Here is a 19,170-nt window from a genome sequence, read left to right as displayed (position 1 = left end):
GATTCAATGGCGATATGCTCACTAGGGCCATGCGTGAGGAATGACGAAAGAGCAATCACCAAACCACTGATTCAATGGCGATATGCACACGCGCAAACTGCCAGTTCCAGGAAGGGGCCCGCTGTGCGTTCAAGCAGAGGGATCAAGCAGTGGGAACAAGCTGCCGGGCCAAGCAGAAGAAGATGACGAGGGCCGAGTTGGACCACTCGGCTCGTTGATGGCAAGAAAAAGAACTGCGCGGACCAAGGTTCAGGGGGGGACGGTCCGCGCAGGGCCAGCTCCCTGCCGGCACGGGACTCCATGACAGCGACTCTGCTGCATCTTTCTGGAGCAGAGGATGGCCCCCCGGCCATCCTCCCTCCTCCATTTTTCTTGTTGTCAGACCCCGTTGCCGGGGCCTGACATGGCTTCCTCCCTCGTTTTTCTGTTCCGCCTTGGCTTGTTCTCCAAGCCTCAGCCTCAGAAGCCGGCGTCGTCCTGCTGAACGCCCTGGACCCCGACATCGTCGCTCATCGGCTGACTGTCGATACCATCGTCGGCCTGGCTGGCGAGCGGATCGTCCGCCAGCAGCAGACTGGCGCTGGCCGCGTTGGCCGCCGCCACGTCCGGATCACGGGTCAGCTCGAAGGACGCGATGTCCTGGGAACCGCCGTTGAAGGTCAGTCGCAGCACCTGCACGCCTGCCTCCAGATCCAGGGTCATCGACGCCGTGTCGACGAACACGCCCCAGTCGCTGGTCACCGGCGTGTCGACGCTGCCCTGCTCGTAGACACTGCCGTTCTGCTCCACCGAGGCGGTGATACTGCGTCCGCCATTGGGGCCAGAAGTGACGAAGGACAGGGTATGGCTACCGGCCTGCTCGACGTTGATGGTGTACTCGAGCCACTCACCATCCTCGATCCAGCCCACGGCCTCACCCTGGCCGACGATATCCACCGGGGTATCGCGGAAGTCGCTGCCGAACTGCGCCGCACTCAGCTCGTTGAAGGCCTCGCCCTGCTCGCCCTCGTCGAACTGCACCGCATCAAGCGCAAGGCCATCGTCGGCGTCCACCAGCCAGGGGGTACCACCGGCGTTGAACGCCTGCTGGCCATCCCGTGACAACGAGAAGCCCTCAAGGTCCATGGACCCGCCGTTGAAGGTCAGGCGCAGCACCTGCTCGCCGGCCTCCAGCGTCACCTGGGTGCTCTCGGTCTCGACGAAGTTGGTCCAGCCACCGGTGGGCTCGACCCCCACCGGCGTGGCGGTGGCGTAGGGCGTGCTGTCGTCCTTGGTGAAGCTGGCGGTAATCGAGCGCTGACCACCGCCGGTGGTACCCAGCGAGGCCAGGAAGGCCATGTCATAGGTCCCCGCCTGCTCGATGTTCAGGGTGTACTCCACCCACTCGCCATCCTCGATCCAGCCGATGGCGCTACCGCCGTTGGACAGATCCACCCCCTCGCCGCGCACGTTGCTGCCGAGCTGCGCCTCGCTGGTGTCGTTGTAGGCGACGTCCTGTCCGCCCTCGTCATAGTTCACCGCATCGAGGCTGAACTCGCTGCCCACCTGCCAGGGCTGGCCATCGTCGGTGAACGCCTGCTGGCCATCGTCCACCGCTCCCACCGGCGCCAGGGTAAAGCTCGCCAGATCCATGGAGCCGCCATTGAAGGTCAGGCGTACCACCTGTTCGCCCGCCTCCAGCGCCACCTGGGTGGTCTCGGTCGGCACGAAGTTGCTCCAGCTACCGGTGTCGTTCACCGCCACCGGCGAGGCGCTCACGTAGGGGCTGTCGCCGCCCTTGGCAAAGCTTGCGGTGATGGTGCGCGGCCCGGGGAAATTGGTGTCCATCGAGGTCAGGAAACCAAGATCATAGAGCCCGTCCTCGGCCACGTTGATGGTGTACTCGACCCACTCGCCTTCGGTGATGTAGCCGATGGCCAGTGACGGCGTGGAGATGTCCACCGCCTCGTCCGAGCGGAAGCCATTGCCCTGATGCGCCGCGGTGGAGTCGTTGTACGACACCCCCTGACCGCCGCTATCGAACAACCGCGCCTCCAGGGTCAGACCGTCGGCGTCCACCAGCCACGGGGTCTGGGTGTCGTTGAACGGGTCCTGACCGTCGTCCACCGGCTCCACCAGATCCAGGCTGAACGATGCCAGATCGAGCTGGCCACCGTTGAACGTCAGCCTGAGCACCTGCTCACCCTCTTCCAGATCGAAGGTCAGGGGACCCACCTCGGTGAAGCTGGTGAAGCTGCCGGTGTTGGGCAACGCCTGCGTCTGGGCATCGGTGTAGAAGCTGCCATCCTGCTCGAAGGCCGCGGTGATCGACTTGCCAGCGGAGACCGCCGAGGTGGAGAAGTTCAGCGTATAGGTACCCGCCGTCTCCACGTTCAGGGTGTACTCCAGCCACTCGCCGTCGGCCACATAGCCGATGGCCAGGCTACCGTTGGAGATGTCCACCGCCTCGTCGGAGCGGAAGCCATCGCCCTGGTGCGCGTCGGTGGTGTCGTTGTAGGCCACTCCCTGACCCCCGTTGTCGAAGAACCTCGCCTCCAGGGTCAGGCCGTCCGCTCCGACGGCCCAGGCGCTCTGGTCGTCGTTGAAGGCGGTCTGCTCCACCGGCGTCGGATCGTCGAGGAAGTTCGGCGTACCGTCGCCATCATCGTCGTCGTAGAGGTCCACGCGGCCGTTGCCGTCGGCGTCCTCGGCGCCGGTCGGATCATAGCTGGTGACGTTCTCGACAAGGAAGATATTGTCGTTGTAGTCGTAGTTCACCCCCGCGTAGTCCTGGATGACGATATAGGTGTTCGGGATCACGTTGCCGTCGGCGTCCTTGGCCACGTACACCCGGATCAGGTGACCGTCGTTCTCGTCCCAGTTGAGATTGGCCCCCGGGATACCGATGGCATCGATGGTGTCCTCGTAGAGGTTGGCATCGGGATCGGACCAGGAGATGTATCCCGGACGATCGGAGATCTCGGCATAGAAGCCGAAGGGATCGTCACGATCCAGGGTCGCCACCGCCAGGTTGTCGCCATCGTTCAGGGTACGCGGCAACAGGGTCTGACCGTCGGCCTCGTCATGGGCGATGATCTCGTCGATGTCGCGGCTGTCGACGTCGTGGATGAACAGCCGGGCGATGTCACCCTGGCCATGGTAGGCCGCCAGCTGGGTGATGGTGATCGGCGAGGCCCCGTCGGCGCGCTGGAAGTACGGCGCCAGGACCTCGTCGCCGTTGGCCTCCACCAGGCCGCCCTGGTTCATCTGTCCCTGGGCCACGTCGGTGGAGTAGCCGAAGGCGTTGACGATCTCCTGCACCGTCGGCTCCTGGCCGCTCTCGGACTGGTTCTGGCTGATGCCGGCCAGTTCGATCACCTTCTCGGCCTCGTCGGCGTCGCTTGAGCTGATGATCAGGCTGGCCTCGTAGAGCGAACCGTCGTTGGGGTCATCGGCGATAAAGCGTACCGTCACCTCCACCGACTCGCCCGGCGCCAGAGTCACCGCACTGAACGCCTCGGTCAGCTCGAACAGCGAGGTATCGCTGACCTCGACGTCGTCGATGGTCAGGGCATCGAAGCCGTCGTTGGACAGGGTGATGGTGACCTCGTCGTGGACCTCCTGGGCATCATTGACCGGGTTCTCGATGCGCGACATCACCAGGCGCTCGTCGGAAGGCACGCCGTCGTTGTTGGTCACGGTCAGCGAGCCACCGGACACCGGCTTGACCCCTTCGATCACGAACATGTTGTCGTTGTAGTCATAGTTGATGCCGGTGTAGTCCATGATCCCCAGGTAGGTATTGGGGATCACGTTGCCGTCGGCGTCCAGCGCCCGGAACATGCGCACCGTGTAGCCCCGCTCGATGCCGTCGGCGTCCGCCGGCGGCGTGCCTCCACCCTGGGGGTTGAGCGACGGATCGGTGGAAAGGCCGGCCATCTCGATGCCGAAGACCTCTTCGCCGGCCCAGCCATCGGGGATGGTATCCCGGCTGAACGTCGCGGTGGCAAAGTCACCGTTGTTGACCAGCGGCAACAGCGTCTGGTTGTTGTCTCCCTGGTGGTTGGTAAAGATGATGTCCTGGTTCTTGTTGCCCGGCGCATGGATACCCAGCGTCGCCCCGCCACCACCGTGGTAGGCGGCGATCTGGGTGATCTTGGCCTCGCTTACGCCGTCGGCCAGCGACCAGTAGCGCGACAGCACCTCGTCGTCGTTGACCGGCCGATACAGGTCGAAGTCGTTGAGCACCGAGTTCTGGCCGCCACCGGTGGTCGCCAGACCATCGATCTGGTTGCCGAAGCCGAACACCTCCCAGACCTCGTTGACGTTGGGTTCCCAGCCACCCTCGTCACGAGCCTGCCAGAAGCCGGCCATGTGGATCTCGGCCACCGGCGAGTCCTGGTCATTGGTCACCAGTCGAATGCGACCCTCGAAGACGCCATCCCCGGCGTCGGTGGTCGGCGCCGTATAGGCGTCCCGGTCGAACAGCACCGTGACCGTGAGCGACTCACCGGCAGCGAGGGTCAGGCCGTCGAACGCGCCCGGATCGGCCAGCACGAAGGGCCCGTCGATATCGGACTCGAGAATCTCCAGCGGCTCGCTGCCGCTATTGGAGATCGTCACCGTGGCGCTGTCCTTGAACTCGCGATCGTCGTTCGAGGCGCTGTTGTTCTCCAGGTAGCTGAAGTGCAGGCGGTTGGCGAAGTAGGCAGCATCGCCGCTCTGCACCTCGATATCGGCGTTGTCGTTACCGGTCAGCGGCGACACGTCGAGGTAGTCGAGGTCATCGGCACCATCGGCGCTGGATACCGCGCGCAGGTTGTACTCGACGCCGGCCTGAAGCTCGACGTAGACGCCCTGCTCGCCGGCGTCACCCACCCCGGGATAGGCCAGGCTATCGATGGCCTGCCCATTGAGGGTCAGCGCCAGCGAGCCACCGTCATCGGCACCGGCGTTGGCCGCCAGGTCCAGACGATAGAGACCGTCGCTGTCCACCGTGAAGTAGAAGTCGGCGGTCAGCTCATTGACGGTACGCGCACTGTTGCCATCCTCGAGCTCGATGCGGCCACCATCGGAGACATCGGCGTAGACCGGGATGAAGATGTCACCACTGTCGTCCGGCACCCGCAGCAGGTCGATATTGGGGCCCACTGCATTCGGCGCGGTCAGCACGATGGTGTTGCTGCCGGCTTCCAGGTTGACCAGCACGTCCTGGAAGAACCAGTCGGTCTCGTCGTCGTTGCTCTGGCCGACGAAATTGAGCTGGCCCAGGTCATTGCCGTTGATGGTCAGGCCCAGCGGACGGTCGGCCTTGCTCGCGGCCAGCGCGTAGCGGAAGCCGATCTCGTAGCTGCCCGCCTCGTCCACGTTCACCGTCCAGGTGATGGTCTGGTCCCCGGCACCGGCAAAGTCAACGAAGCCATCACCGGAAGCGTTGCGGTCGTCCTGGCTCTCGGGGACTACAACCGCCCCACCGAGCACGGCGTCCTCGGCCTCGTAGAGGGTGAAGCCGGGCGTTGCATCCTCTTCCTGGAGGATCGCCAACTGGTCGATGTTGGGCCCGGTGTTGTCGGTGGCCTGGAAGCGCACCGTGTTGAGACCGGCAGCCAGATCGGCATCGATATCCACCGTCAGCCACTCGGCCCAGCGCGAGTCTGCGTCATCAAGCGCCGGGTCCTGGGGCGGCGGGAAGGATACGACGCCCACCGAGACGTTGTTGACGAACACCTCCAGAGGACGATCGGCATTGCCGCCGTTGGCGTAGCGCACCCTGAGCACCGAGTCGCCGGCCTGATCGGGGTCCAGCTCGAAGCTGAAGGTGATGAAGTCCTCATTGGTGCTACCGAAGTCGGCGTAACCGCCGGGCACACCGTCATCGTCGACGTCATTGCCATCGACCCCGAAGGCGCCGGGGCGCAGGCCGTTGGGCAGATCTGCCTGGTTCGGCTCGGGATTGTTGATGTCGCGGATCTCGATCTCGGCGCCAGCACCGGAGGCCACGACCACCGAGGTGCCGTCATCCGGGGTCATGTCCTCGGCCTGGATGGCCAGCACCATGACCAGATCATCGACGGGATCGGGATCCGGATCGACGGGACCGGTGGTGCCACCCGGGGCCGGGTCGAGGCGAATGATCTGGCTCTGGCCGTTGCCGCGGTTGAGGGTCAGCAGGTAGAGCTGGCCGGTAGCCGGGTTCTCGATGATGTCCAGCGGGTCGACGTAGGTGATGACGTTGCCGTCGGGATCACGCAGCACATCGTCACCGATGACGTTGCCGTTGGCGTCCAGGGTAATGGAGCGCACGTCGTCACCGCCGGAGTACTCGGTGAACAGCACGTTGCCCTGGAGGTTGCCGCCGAACACACCGCTGGTGTATTCCACCGCGCCGTTGGGTGAGCGGTTCTCGCCCAGCGAATAGACCCCGGCGATGTCGTAGGTGCCCTCGGGAATGGTGCCCGTCGGGTACTTGTCGACCTGGTTGGGGTCGTTGGCACCGGTGGGATTGCCGCCATTGAGGATGTACTCGTCACGCAGCGGGTTCGGGTGGCCGTAGTAGCCGCCCTCTTCGATACGGAACAGGTAGTCATCCTGCTTCTCGACATTGGTGTAGCGCTCGTTCTCCGGCGTGGAGGGATCATCCGGCACGTTGCCACCGGCCGCCGAGCCGTTGGTCGGCACGTAGAGGAAGCCGTTGGAGTGCCACACCAGGTCGTAGGCGTTACGCGCCCCGGTGGCGAAGATCGTCAACACCGCGTCGGGGGCGTAGGGATCGTAGTAGGTCTCCAGCACGTTGCCGCTGGCGTCCTGGACCGCGGCTACGCCGCGATCGTCGAACACCAGGAACTCGCCGTTGCCCATGGGGATGGGATCATCCTTGGGATGACCGTCGGGGTCATCGAAGCGCCGATTCAGGCCATCGTCGGGCAGCGGTTCGGTGCTGACGTCGAAGGGCCCATTGGACACGTCACGGGTCGGATCGATCTCCAGCACTGCGGCGTTCAGAAGACGCTCGGGACGGTTGCCCCAGGCGCTGTCCGGCTCGCCCATGGCGGTGTTCGAGCCCTGGATCAGATACAGCAGATGGCTCGGCACGTCCGGGTTGGTGTCCGGGTCGTAGTCCGGGTTCTCGCGGAACTCGAGGCTGTTGGTCACGTGGTCGCCGTTGGAGCGCGGCAAGCCGGTGATATAGGCCTCGGCGGTACCGGAGAAGCCGGGTCCATCATCCAGGGTGATCTTGGTGATCCGTCCGCTGAAGTCCGGCACACCGTTGTCACGTCCGGTCAGCGGGATCGGATAGTTGTCGGTGATCCACAGCACATTGGGATCGGTGGGGTCCACCACCAGACCGATGATGCCGCGCTGCTGACTCTGTCCCGGCTGGTCGAAATAGTCGTTGGGCAGACTCAGATCCTGGCGATTGGACAGCGAACCGTCGATCGGGTCGACGTCGTAGCGCAACAGTTCACCGCTGATGGTGGCGATGTACATGTAGGCGCCATCCGGGCTCATCTCCAGCGAGGTGAAGCCGAAGGCTCCGTCGGCGGCGCCGTTGAGTTCCACCACGTCGTTGAAGGCCACGTCGCGCGCGACCACCTCCGGCTCGGCGCCGGTGACGAAGGTGTTGGTGTACTTCTGGAACTCGCGGGTCGGCGCGCTCGCATCGTCGTTGGGGCCACGGTCCTGGAAGCCGTCGATCACCAGGGTGTAGCTGGTGAACGGCTTGAGGGTCTGGCTCGGCGAGATGGTCAGCGAATCGAAGCCGCCGGTGGTGTTGGCGTTGAAGCTGACTTCCTGACCGGTAACGGTCTCGAACAACCGAATCGAGCCGTCGCCCAGGCTTTCGAGCAGGGCTCCACCACGTCCGTCCACCACCGAGATGCCGACAAAGATGTCGGAGGTCGGATCGACCCCGGTGGGAATGGCACCGTCATCCGGATCGAGATCCACCTCAACCTCGTTCTGGCCGACCCCGGCGATCGCCCGGGCGTCGGTGAAGAAGGCGTAGTCTTCGGCGGCGTCGCGATCGTCCCCAGGGGTCAGGTCCGGCAGGGCCTGAATCTCGATGTACTGGATCTCGGTGTTCTCGTTGTTGAGCCCCATCGAATCCAGGGTCAGACGACCGTCGGTGACCTGGACGATGCGGGTGACCAGGTCAGAGCGCACGCCGTCGGTGTCGTTGGACGGGTTGGTGTCGGCCGGGAAGTCATCCGGGCGGAACGGGGTGAAGGGGTCGTTGAACAGCTCGCCCTCGGCATTGAGCACGTTGTTGCTGTCGTAGGGCCCACTGGTATCACCGATGGAGATGGTGACCTCGTAGAAGCCGTCTTCCAGCTCGATCTCCCAGCCGGCCCGCACATAGTTGGGTCCCGGCTGGTCGAAGTGGGCGTAGGTTCCCTGACGCGGGTCGAGGCCGGCGATGTCATCGGTGCGATCATTGACCGCAACGCTGGTCAGCGAACTGATGTCCAGTGGCTCGGTGCCGGGATCGCCATCGTAGATCGACTCCTCGGTGACCCAGCCGTACTGGTAGGTCTGGCCGTCGACGGTGACCGACTGGGTGCCAAAGGCCTTGCCGTTGTCGGCGATGTAGCCATCCGGCACCGCGGTGCCCTCGGGCTGGAAGTTGATCTTGACCGAGAAGCGATCGCCCGGCTCCACCGGACGATCCGGTGCCACCCCGTCACGACTCACCGTCAGGCTGTCGATGTTGGGGCCAGCGTTGCCGATATTGGCCAGACGAATGGTGTTGTCGCCGGCCTCAAGCTCCACCTCGATGGTGGTGGTGGTCCAGTTCTCCCAGCCGGCCGCGTCGGTTCCGGTGGAGGCAAAGGCCAGGCTGCCCTGGCTCTGGCCGTCGACCAGGATATCCATGGGACGGTCGGCGCCGTTGGTGCCGGCGTTGGTATAACGCACCTCCAGGGTGTAGGTGCCGGCCTCATCGACGCTCACCTGAAACTCGGCGGCGTCACCGGCGTCGGCGCCCATGTCCAGGTAACCGCTACCGGAGAAGCCATTCCATAGACCGTCGGGGCCGGCTGCGGTGTTGGTTTCCGGATTGTCGGCGTCGCGCACCTGGGTGTCGCCGTCGGCGTCGACGATGGTCAGCGCCTCACCCTCGATGGCGAAGTTGAACGCCGGGGTGCCGACGTCGGCCTCGTTGAAGTCGAACACCACCTGGTCGATGTTGGGACCGCCGGTGGCGCCCGCGGGCATGGTCAGGGTGAAGGTGTTGGCGCCCTCGACCAGCTCTACCTCGACTTCCAGGGTCTGCCACTCGTTCCAGGCGTCCGCGCCGGTGGCGTTGGGGAAGCCGAGCTGGCCCTGATCATCGCCGTTGACGGTCAGATCCAGCGGCCGCGGGGCATCACCTCCGTTGGCGTAACGCACGGTGGCGGTGTAGCTGCCGGCCTCCACCGCATTGACGTTGAAGGTGATCTGGTCGCCGGGGTTGGAGCCGAAGTCCAGGTAGGCGTCACCCACCGCGCCGGGACGATGATTGCCGAAATCGTCGGGATTGTCCGCATCCACCGGCCGGGTGACCTCGCCCTGGGCGGTACCGCCCACGTCGACGATGTCGGCGTCCTCTCCCTGCAGGGTGATCGGCGCCACCACCACGTCGTCGTCCTCGAAGCTGACCACTTCGGTGGCGCTGGCCTCGTTGCCGGCGGCGTCGGTGACAAACAGCGAGACGGTGAGATCACCGCTCTGGTCGTCGAGCTGGCCGCTCAGGTCCAGGGTAATGTTGCCCGAGGCATCCGGCGTCACCTCGGTGCGGGTCGCGCCACCGTCGAAGGACACCTCGACGGTGGTGACGTCGTCATCGACGCCCGAGACATTGAACACCGCCGCCGCCAGCTGGCTGGCGTCGAGGGTATCGTCGTCGGCGACGATGGCGAGATCGCTGTCCTCGTCGGCGCTGACGTCCTCCGCAATCGGGCCGCTGCCGCCCTCGGTCACCTCGATGCGATCGATGTTGGGACCGGTATTGGCACCCGCCGGGATCGCCAGGGCGATGGTGTTGCTGCCCGCCTCCAGGGTCACGGTGACGGTTTCGAACTGCCAGTGGTCGAAGCCTTCCTCGGGGCCGGTGCCGTCCGGATCGGTGCTGACCATGGCCAGGGCGAGCGGATCACCGCCGTTGATCACCAGATCCAGTGGACGATCGGTATTGGTGGCGTAGCGCACGCTGATGTCGTACTGGCCGGCCTGGGCCACGTCGATCTGCCAGCTGACGTTGTCTCCCGGGGTGTCACCGAAGTCCAGATAGCCAGTGCCACTGAAGCCCGGACGCAGTCCGGTGGGCTGGTTCGCCTCGGGGTTGTCCGGGTCGCGGACCTGGGTGTCGGTGTTGTTGGGGTCGGTATCGAAGCTCTCGACCACACCGTCCTCGGCCTGCAGGCTCAAGGGCGAGAAAGGCGCCTCGTCGACGTCGTTGACGGTGACCGACACCAGCTCGGTGGTGGAAAGATCGCCGTCGCTGACGCTGACCTCGACCTCGTAGACGTTGTCTTCGTTGGCGTCCGCCGCCAGCTCGAAGTCACGCGCCGAGGTGAAGGCCAGCGCTCCGGTATCAGGGTCGATGGTGAACAGCGGCGCGTCGACACCACCGGTGATGGCGAACACCGGCGCCGTCAGGGTGGCCGGCTGACCGTCCTCATCGAGCACCGAGATGGACCCGATCTCGGTCAGGTTCTCGTCGATGGCAAGTGCGGTTGCACCGATCGAGAGACTCTCGTTGACATCGTTGACCGTGACCAGGGTCGCCTGGGACACGCTGTCTTCGCCGTCGCTGACGATGACCGTCAGCTCATAGACGCCGTCTTCGTTGGCGTCGGCGGCGAGCTCGGCGTCCGGGGCATTGACGAAGCTCAATACGCCGGTATTGGCGTCGAAGCTGAACAGCGCGGCATCGGCTCCCTCGAGGGTCACCGTCAGGGCGTCACCGTCCAGGTCGTCCAGTGTCAGGGTCGCCACGGCACTGGTGTTTTCATCGACACTGACGCTGTCGTCGAGTCCGTCAATCGTCGGGGCGTTGTTGACCGGCTCCTCGATGCGCAGGAGGTCCAGCGAGTCGATGCGCATCAGCTCGCCGCCCTCGCCTCTAAGCTCCAGCGACAGCAGCGAATCGGCGGTAATCTCCACCGGTGTCTCGAACACGATCTCCTTGCGGTTGCCGCTCTGACCGGCGTTGCCCCGGCCACCACTACCCACCAGGGTGCCGAAGTCGTCGCTCAATACGACGTCGGAGGTCAGGCTGTCGCTCGACAGATTGCGCGCCTCGAGGGCATTGCCGTCGATGGACAGGGTCAGTTCACCCTCACCGTCGGTCTCGTCGAAGACGTACAGGGTAACGCGATACCAGCCCGGCTCGACGCCTGCGGCGGCAAGCTCGGTTCCCACGGTGGCGGGCGCGTTGCTGGTCACCCGGATCAGCTCATTGCCCGAGGCACTGGCGTTACCGGTGGCGATGACGTTGTCGGCGTCCAGGTCGGTAAAGGCCTCGGCCTCGATGGTCACGACGTCACCGATATCGGTGCCCTCGATCTGGAACTCCAGCACCTGGGTCGCCGACAGACCGCCGGGATCGGTGGCGCGCAGGGTCACGCTGAAGTTGCCGCCCTGGGAGGGCGTGCCCTGGATCACGCCATTGACCACCTCGAGTCCTGCCGGCAAGTCTTCGACCGTCAGGGTCAGGTCGTCACCGTCGGGGGCGGAGAACAGCGGCGCGAAGTCGGCGATCGCCACCTGACCGAAGGCCTCGCCGACTTCACCGAAGAACGGCTCCAGCGCCGCCGGTTCCGCTACCGGAGCGTCGTTGACGTTGTCGATGGTCAGCACAAAGCTGTCGGAGGTCTCGATCTGACCGTCATCGGCAAACAAGGTAACGGTATAATCACCGGGCTCCAGCCCATCCAGGCTGCCGCTCAGCACGCTGCCGTCGATGGCAAGGCCAGCGGCGTCGACAGGCGCACCATCGGCGTCGGCCACCTCGAAACGGTAGCTCAGATCGTCGCCGTCCGGGTCTTCGAAGGCCAGGTCGACCTCGAGGGTGGAACCTTCATCGAGGGCAAGGTCGGCGACGCCACCACCGACCACCTGCGGCGCCTGATTGACGTCGCCGGTGGTGGCCTCGCTCAGGGTCACGTTGGAGAAGCGCGCGCTGCCCTTGGCGCCCAGGTCGTCGTCGTTGACGAACACCAGCGAATCGATGGTGGTGCCAGCGTGGGCCGACAGATCGATGGTAAAGCTGACGACGCCATCACCGTCGTCATCGACGCCCTGGCCACGCAGGTCGACAAAACCACCCTGGCTCTGGGTGCCGGCCAGCTGGTAGGCGCTGTTGCCACCGTTGAAGGGGTTATCGTCGAGGTCAAAGCCGATCGCGATGATCTCCGACACCGGGGTGTCAGAGGCGCTGAGTTCGAGCGTCAGGCGAGTGTCGGTGGTGATCTGGTAGCTTTCGCCCAGGGCCACCCGCTTCCACACGTTGTCGGTCAGGGCGAGCGTCGCGCCGGCGTCTTCCACCGCCGCACCGGTGCCCTGGGACGGGTTGTCCTGGTTGCCGCCGTAGGACGAGATCGTCCCCACCGAGAAGTCCACCGTCAGCGGGGCATCGTCGGCTTCCAGGGTGACCTGGGTGCTGGTGCTGGCTTCGTTGCCGGCGGCGTCGGTGACGTAGAGGGTGACGTCCAGGGTGCCGGCGTCCTGGCCGGACAGGTCCAGCTGGAAGCTGCCGCCATCGACCCCGACCGGGGTGCGGGTGGTGCCGCCGTCGAAGCTTACCTCGACGACGTCGGCGTCGGTGTCCAGCCCCGCCAGGTTGAAGGTGACAGCGTCGCTGTCATCCGCGGTTACCGGATCGACAGGGCCGCTGAGCGCCAGGTCAGCACCCTCGTCGGCGGTGGTATCCAGCGTCAACGAAAGCTCGCGAGTCGCACGGTTGCCGAAGGCATCCATCGCGATCAGGCTGGCCGCCAGCGGCCCATCGGCCTGGCCGGACAGGTCGAGGCTGAAGTCACCGTTGGCGTCCGGGGTGACCTCCTCGACGTTGACGCCGCCATCGAAGCTGACGCCGACGAAGACGATGTCATCATCCAGCCCCGTTACGTTGAAACCCGCCGAGGCAGCGGCGTCGGCATTGATCAGGGCGGAAGCGGAGCTGAACGACAGGTCGTCACCTTCGTCGCCCTCGACATCGCCGACCGGACCGGTACCCGCCGTGGTGACCTCGAGACGATCGACGTTGGGTCCATTGTTGCGGCCAGCCGGGATCGCCAGGGTGATGGTGTTGTCGCCGGCCTGCAGACTCGCCGTCAGGGTCTGATAACCCCAGACATCGAAGCCCTCGGGATCGACATTGCTGGCATTGGGATCGGTGCTGGCAAAGGCCTGGGTCGAGGCGTCTCCCCCGTTGATCGACAGATCCAGCGGGCGCGCCCCGTTGCTGGCGTAGCGGAAGTTCAGGTCGTAGTCACCCGCCTCGGCCACGTTGACGGTAAACGTCAGGCTGTCGCCGGGTGCGCTGCCGAAGTCCACATAGCCGGTGCCGGAGTAGTCCGGGCGCAGCCCGACAAAGCCGCCGTTCTCGGGGTTCTCGGCGTCGCGCACCAGGGTGGCGGCACCGTTGTCGGCGCCGAGCTCGGCGTCCTCGGCCTGCACCACCAGCGGGTCGATCACTGGATTGGTTGCCGCAGCGCTGACCAGGGCCAGCTCGATCTTGTCGATATTGGGGCCATTGGTATAGCCGCCGCCCAGACGCAGGGTATTGGAACCGGCAGCCAGGTCGACCTCCAGGGTCTCGACGGTCCAGCCTTCCCACTGGCTGCTCTGATTGGGCCGGTTGGCAGCGTCGAGATCGGACTCGACATCGTCGGGGTAGTAGTCCGGCGCCGTGGTTGTCGCGAAGGCAAAGGTGCCCAGGGTGGTGGTGGTCGCGCCGTCCACCAGTATCAGGTCCAGCGGACGGGGGTCGGAGGTCGCGTAGGTGACGCTTACGGTGTAGGTGCCGGCGGTGGCCACGTCCAGGGTAAAGTCAGCGCTGGCATTGGCATTACCAAACGCCCAATCCAGGTAGCCGGCACCTTCGGCGCCGACGCGGAAGGTCTCGTTGTTGTTGGTGAAGTCAGCGATGCTGTCGAGCGTCGCCACCCGGTTGGTACCAGTGTCGTCCACGTCCTCGTCGGGCGACAGCAGCATGTCCTCGCCTTGCACCACGTAGCGATCGGGGTCCGGGGCGGTGATTTCCAGATAGTCGATGTTAGGCCCGCTGGCCCCGTTGGAGGCCAGCGTAATGGTGTTGGTGCCCTGGGCCAGGGTCACCCGTACCGGCTGGGTCAGCTCGAAGTTGGTGAAATCATCGCCGGTGGCGGGCAGGTCGAACATACGGTCGAACAGCTCGCCGTTGACGTCCAGGCGCAGGGGACGGTTGCCGTCGCCCATGGCGTAGCGCAGCACCAGATCGTATTCACCGGCCTCCGGCGCCTCGAAGGTAAAGGTCAGGCTCTCGCCACCGGCCACGCCGTTGCCGTAATCCACGTAGGCGTTGCCCTCGGCATCGGCGGCGTCAGGGTTGGCCGGATCACTGACCACTGCGATTCCGGTATCGCCGGAAATACTGGCCGAGGCGCCGTCGCTGGCGTCATCGTCCTCGGCCTGGATACGCAGCGAAAAGCCGATCGGCGCGGCCGCGGCTACTATTGAGGGGGTGGCTGAAAGCGCTGCGGCTGGGGTGGTAGAGAGCGCCGCGGCTGGGGTGGTAGAAAGCGCTGCTGGGGTTGCCAAAGGCGCTGCGCTATCGGACGCACCAGGCGCGCCTGGTGCCGACGCCGGCGCTGCATCTGCCGGGATACCCTGATCACCAGACGCTTGTTCCGATGCTTCCAGACCTTCACCGTCCTGCCCCGCTTCCACCTGGCCACTCGGGTCTGCGACTTCATCGTCACTGGCAGCCTCGGCGTCCTCGATGAGCACATCGAAGGCAGCACGAAGTCCGCCCAGTGCCTGCCCTTGCCCATCGAGGGCATCGATCACCATGGCCAGCTTGCCCGGTTGCGGCGTAGGCAGATGGTCAAACACGAAGGGCCGTTCGAAACGCTCGAAGACGCTTTGTGCGCCGGAGGCATCCTTCCAGGTCATCCGCACGGCTTCGACCGCGTCCCGCCATTGGCCAGGATGCGGTGCGACCACCAGATCATGCATCTCGAAATCTTTTGTCCGAAATTCCGCCTTATCTGCCAGACGCTTTTGAAATGACTTTTGCCCACGGCTCACAAATGACATGGAAAACATGGCCTGCCCCCTGACGATTATTTTGGATAGTGATTGCCACCAACTGCCAACAAGAACCCATCAACTTTCTTCGAAGATCTCTCTCGCCGCTTTACAGTCCGCCCAGACGAATTCCCAACTTCCGCTGAGGCAACAAACGAACCGGCAGCCAGAAAGAGATGACTCTCTCTGATTCTATAACCCGACGGAGGTACATCAAGATTTTTTTGACAGCGCTAACCATGCGAAATAAACGGTAGAGAAACCGTCATCAACGGTGCGCTATCTTATTGTTTTTCAACGTTTTATTAAATTCTTAACCTCTCTGAATGCAGTATACTCACCACCCCAAAACCAAAAACAAGACACCTTGAAGTCCAGCGTAACAACACCCCAACATGAGACTTTTATTATGCCAACATCGGATATATATTCAGATTTCCACTATTAATAAATCAGAGATACAGCCCGCAGATAACTGGGGAATAAAATCCAAAGAATAACTAGGCAAAAGCCCCTGTAAAGTAGTTGCAAGGTAGAAAAATCCGCATAACATCTTTAGTCATTCGACGTCCGCGTTGACCAACGACATTCACCACCTATGGGCAAATGGCCCAACCGATTTTCAAAAAAACGGCGCAATGTTCGCCAAACAAGAAAAATGACGTAACGTCCAGGGGGAGAGGGAAGATGTCTGCGGAACACAACGATCTGCGCAAGGTGCTGGCCTTCTGCCGGCGCAGCTTTGGCTATGTGGCCCTGTTCAGCCTGTTCATCAACCTGCTGATGCTGGTGCCGCCACTCTATATGCTGCAGGTGTATGACCGGGTGCTGACCACCCGCAGCCAGGAAACCCTGTGGATGCTGACGCTGGTGGTGGTGTTCCTGTTTCTGGTGATGGGTGGGCTCGAGCTGATGCGCTCACGCATCCTGGTCCGGGTCGGCAATCGCCTCGATGCGCTGATCAGTCCCCGGCTCTACAGCGCCATGTTCAAGCGCACCCTGTCGAGTCCCGGCAAGCCCTCCGCCCAACCGCTCAACGACCTGACCAGCCTGCGTCAGTTCCTCTCCGGCAACGGCCTGTTTGCCTTCTTCGATGCGCCCTGGGTACCGGTCTACATCGGGGTGCTGGCACTCTTTCATCCGTGGTTTGGGCTGTTTGCCCTGGGCGCCGGCGTGATCCTGGCCACCATCGCGGTCATCAACGAGCGTATGACCAAGCAACTGCTGACCGAGGCCAACGGTCGCCACGTGCAGTCCCAGGACCTGGCCAACAGCAACCTGCGCAACGCCGAGGTGCTGCACGCCATGGGCATGCTGCCCGGGATCCAGGGCCGCTGGGCGGCGCGCCATCGTGAATACCTGGTGCTGCAATCCCAGGCCAGCGATCGTTCGGGCCTGCTGACCAATACCTCCAAGGTGCTGCGGCTGATGTTCCAGTCGCTGATCCTGGGCATCGGTGCCTTTCTGGTGCTCAGGGGCGAGCTGACCCCTGGCATGATGATCGCCGGTTCGATCCTGATGGGCCGCGCCCTCGCCCCCATCGACCAGATGATCAACGGCTGGAAGGGCTTTTCCGGGGCACGCACGGCCAAGGGACGACTCGAGGCGTTGCTCGACGAGGTGCCCGCCGATCCGCCGACCATGCCGCTGCCCCGGCCCCGGGGTCAGCTCAGCCTGGAAGGCGTCAGCGCCGCGCCTCCCGGCGTGCGCCTGCCGACCCTGACCAACATCGACCTCAAGCTTGCCAAGGGCGAACACCTGGCCGTGGTCGGCCCCAGCGCCTCGGGCAAGTCTAGCCTTGCCCGGGTGGTGCTCGGGCTATGGCCGGCTCAGCTTGGCTGCGTGCGCCTGGATGGCGCCGATATCAACAAGTGGGATCGCACTGCGCTGGGCCCCTACCTCGGCTATCTGCCCCAGGACATCGAGCTGTTCGACGGCAGCGTGGCCGAGAACATCGCCCGCTTCCAGGAGGTCGACCCCGAGCAGGTCGTACGTGCCGCCCGTCGTGCCGGCGTGCATGAACTGGTGCTGAAGCTGCCCGAAGGCTATGACACCTATCTGGATCACGGCGGCACCGCGCTGTCCGCCGGTCAGCGCCAGCGTATCGGCCTGGCCCGAGCGCTCTACGGCGACCCCGCGCTGATTGTGCTGGATGAACCCGACGCCAATCTGGACGATGCCGGTGAGGCCGCCCTGGCCGAGTGCCTGCTCCAGCTGCGCCAGCAGGGCACCACCGCGCTGGTGATCACCCATCGCCAACGCCTGCTGAGCAACGTCGATCGTATCCTGGTACTCAAGGACGGCCAGATCGCCTCGCTGACGCCGCCCCGCCGCAACACGCCGGCGGCCGCCGTGGCCACCGCTGGACGGCGCTCGCCCGGCGTCACCACCCTGCACCCCAGCGCCCGGGGGCGCTCCCCCGTCAACCGCCGCAGCGGCGGTGAGGAGACCTCATCATGAACAGCCCCTCCCCTTCCCAGGACGACCTGCCGCTGCAGGACACTCGCTATCGGCGCATGGGCCTGATCATCCTGCTGGTCGCCTTCGGCGGCTTCGGTAGCTGGTCGGTGATGGCCAGCCTGGCGGTCTCGGTGGTGGCTCCAGGCTCGGTGTCGGTAGAGAGCTTCACCAAGACGGTGCAGCATCTCGAGGGTGGCATCGTCGAGCAGATTCACGTCGAGGATGGCAGCCAGGTCGAGGCCGGCGCACCACTGATCACCCTGGATGACACCCAGGCGATGGCCCAGAGTCGTATCGTCGAGACCGAATACCTGATCGCCCGCGCCAGCGAAGTACGCCTGCTGGCCGAACAGTCCGGCGCCGAAACGCTGGTCTTCCCCCAAGCCCTGATCGATTCGGACAACGCCCGGGTACAGGCGGTGCTGGAGGTTCAACGACGGCTGTTCGAGGTACGCCGCGACTCGCTGGAGGGCACCCTGGCGGCGCTCGACCAGCAGATCCTCCAGCTCGAGGAGCAGATCACCGGCCTCGAGGAGACCCAGGTCATCACCCAGCGGCGAATCGACTCCCTCAACGGCGATGTCGCCAACCACCGCAAGCTGTTTCGTGATGGCTTGATCAGCAGCCAGCGCATGCGCGAGATGGAGCGCGAGAGCCTGGAGTACCAGAGCGACAACGCTCGTCACGTCTCCGAGGTGGCCAGGCTCAGGGCCCAGATCAGCGAGAACACCCTGAACAAGCAGATTCGCCTGCAGGAGTTCCAGCAGCAGGTCGGCGAGGCGCTGCGCCAGGTGCAAGCCGAGGTGGCGGACGCTGAAGAACGCCTGGTGGCGCTGAACGATACCTTGAAGCGCACCCAGATCACCGCCCCGGTAGCGGGCACCGTGGTCGGGCTCAAGGTGCATACCCTGGGCGCAGTGGTGCGCGGCGGCGACCCACTGATGGACCTGGTGCCCATGGGCGACGGCTTTATCGTCGAGGCCAAGGTGGCCAACCACGACGTCGACCATCTGTACCTTGGCCAACCGGCGGAAATCCGCTTCAGCGCCTTCAACCAGCGGCTGTCCAACGTCATCGACGGTGAGGTCGTCCACGTCAGTGCCAACAGTTTCGAGGACGAGGCGACGCGCCAGCGCTACTACAAGGTACGCATCCAGGTCACCGAACTCGGCGAGAAGGACATGACCGAGAATATGCGGCTGATGGCCGGCATGCCGGCAGAGGTGATGATCCGCACCAGCGAAAGAAGCTTCGCCAGCTATGTGGCGAAACCGATCGTGGACATGCTGGCCCGAGCGATGCGGGAAGAGTAAGAAGGGAGACCGCCTTTTCACGCGACACCCTTGCGCGCGTGAAAGGCGGAACACCAAGGATCACCGGCCCTCCGCGACACCCTTGCGCGCGTGAAGGGCGGAATACCAAGGATCACCGGCCCTCCGCGACACCCTTGCGCGCGTGAAG

3 protein-coding genes are annotated in these 19,170 nt (G+C 64.4%); 2 read left to right on the top strand and 1 reads right to left on the bottom strand.

Going from position 1 to position 19,170, the window contains the following annotated elements:
* Nucleotides 1-459 precede the first annotated feature (459 nt).
* Nucleotides 460-15,177 (bottom strand): carbohydrate-binding protein, encoded by a 14,718-nt coding sequence (locus tag KUW00_RS14550; RefSeq protein ID WP_222569393.1) that lies wholly within the window; start codon nt 15,175-15,177, stop codon nt 460-462.
* Nucleotides 15,178-15,936: 759 nt separating this feature from the next.
* Between KUW00_RS14550 and KUW00_RS14545 the strand changes: the two genes are divergently transcribed.
* Nucleotides 15,937-17,709 (top strand): type I secretion system permease/ATPase, encoded by a 1,773-nt coding sequence (locus tag KUW00_RS14545; RefSeq protein ID WP_108447747.1) that lies wholly within the window; start codon nt 15,937-15,939, stop codon nt 17,707-17,709.
* Nucleotides 17,706-19,022, top strand: coding sequence for an HlyD family type I secretion periplasmic adaptor subunit (locus tag KUW00_RS14540; protein ID WP_108132754.1), 1,317 nt, complete (start codon nt 17,706-17,708; stop codon nt 19,020-19,022). The genes KUW00_RS14545 and KUW00_RS14540 overlap by 4 nt, the downstream gene beginning before the upstream one ends.
* Nucleotides 19,023-19,170: the final 148 nt, after the last annotated feature.

The sequence above is a fragment of the Halomonas sp. DP5N14-9 genome (genome assembly GCF_019802175.1).
Classification (GTDB): domain Bacteria; phylum Pseudomonadota; class Gammaproteobacteria; order Pseudomonadales; family Halomonadaceae; genus Halomonas; species Halomonas litopenaei.
This window is presented reverse-complemented; position numbering and strand designations above follow the sequence as displayed.

Bases quoted from the DNA above. Each gene is read 5' to 3' on its own strand.
- KUW00_RS14550 (WP_222569393.1), bottom strand. From the start codon at position 15,177: ATGCATGATCTGGTGGTCGCACCGCATCCTGGCCAATGGCGGGACGCG.
- KUW00_RS14545 (WP_108447747.1), top strand. From the start codon at position 15,937: ATGTCTGCGGAACACAACGATCTGCGCAAGGTGCTGGCCTTCTGCCGG.
- KUW00_RS14540 (WP_108132754.1), top strand. From the start codon at position 17,706: ATGAACAGCCCCTCCCCTTCCCAGGACGACCTGCCGCTGCAGGACACT.